1 protein-coding gene is annotated in these 1,044 nt (G+C 64.2%); it reads right to left on the bottom strand.

All coding sequences use genetic code 11. The features are described 5' to 3' along the window. On the bottom strand, positions 1 to 877 hold an 877-nt coding region (locus tag HA45_RS23320), incomplete at its 3' end, for a phage head morphogenesis protein (RefSeq protein WP_128599097.1). Positions 878 to 1,044 lie beyond the last annotated feature (167 nt).

Raw genomic sequence — 1,044 nt, 5'->3', positions numbered from 1 at the left:
CGTTCTGCACCCACGACGACAGCGAACGGGTGAAGTCCGCCCGCACAACAGGTGAGCGCATCGCCTCGTCCACCGCGAGCGCTGCCAGGCGTGGCGGTGCAGTTGCGCCTTTGCGCAGCAGCTGCTGGCTGAGGTTCGCCAGGCTGTCGCGCCCGGGATTGAGATGAAAGCCCGTATCAGGCGTAAACAGGCGACCGGTCGCCGGGTCTTTCAGCGCGGTCACCGGGCGGGTGGTGTTGCCGTAAGGCTGCTCAATGGTGACCTGCAGATCGGCTGACGACTCCACGCCCACCGGATGCCGGTCAACCTCGGCCTGCGACAGCGCCACCACGCGGCAGCGGCAGTTATAGCCGTTCGGCGGAAAGAGGGTGTCCCATATCGGATCGTCCCAGCGAAAAATGCGCCCGTTGAGCGCCGCATGGGCCGGACGGGTGCGACGGTCCATGACGGCCACGTACTGCCAGTAAGGACGCGCTTTGACGTTGGCACGCATTTTCTCATAGCGGCCCGCCATGTAAGCGGACTGCATATTGGTGCGAAAAATGGTGTCTAGCCGGTACGGCATCAGCTTCCGGCCTTCCAGCACGCCGTCCGCGTCCGCCTTCAGGCCGCTGCCCATCCAGCCCCGACGGGTAAGCTGCGGGATAAGGTTATCTTTAAACCATGCGGCGGTCTGGCCGTCCTCCAGCGCCTTCGCCAGCGCGCCGTGCACGTCCGTCAGCACATCCTGTTTCAGCATGCCGCTCACCACAAACGAGGTGGCGTGCGCGCGATCCTGCATCTGGCGCGTATCAAAGGCGATTTTAATGCCTTTTGAACGGAAGTAGCGGATCGCCGCCTCCGGCTTCAGGGTCATGGCGAAGCCGAGATCAACCACGCACGCGCCCCCACAGGTCCGCCACGAACAGCGCGTTTTCAATCAGCTGGCGCATCGCTTCGCCGTCAAGCTGCGGATAGGCTGCATCAATGATGGCGGGCAGCGCCTCCGGGGACTGGCCCTCACTGAGCGCCGCGACCAGCGGGGCAAGCAGCGTTTTCATTGCC

The organism is Pantoea rodasii, assembly GCF_002095465.1.
GTDB lineage: Bacteria > Pseudomonadota > Gammaproteobacteria > Enterobacterales > Enterobacteriaceae > Pantoea > Pantoea rodasii.
Note: the sequence above shows the minus strand (reverse complement) of the source record. Positions and strands in the feature narration are given on the sequence as shown.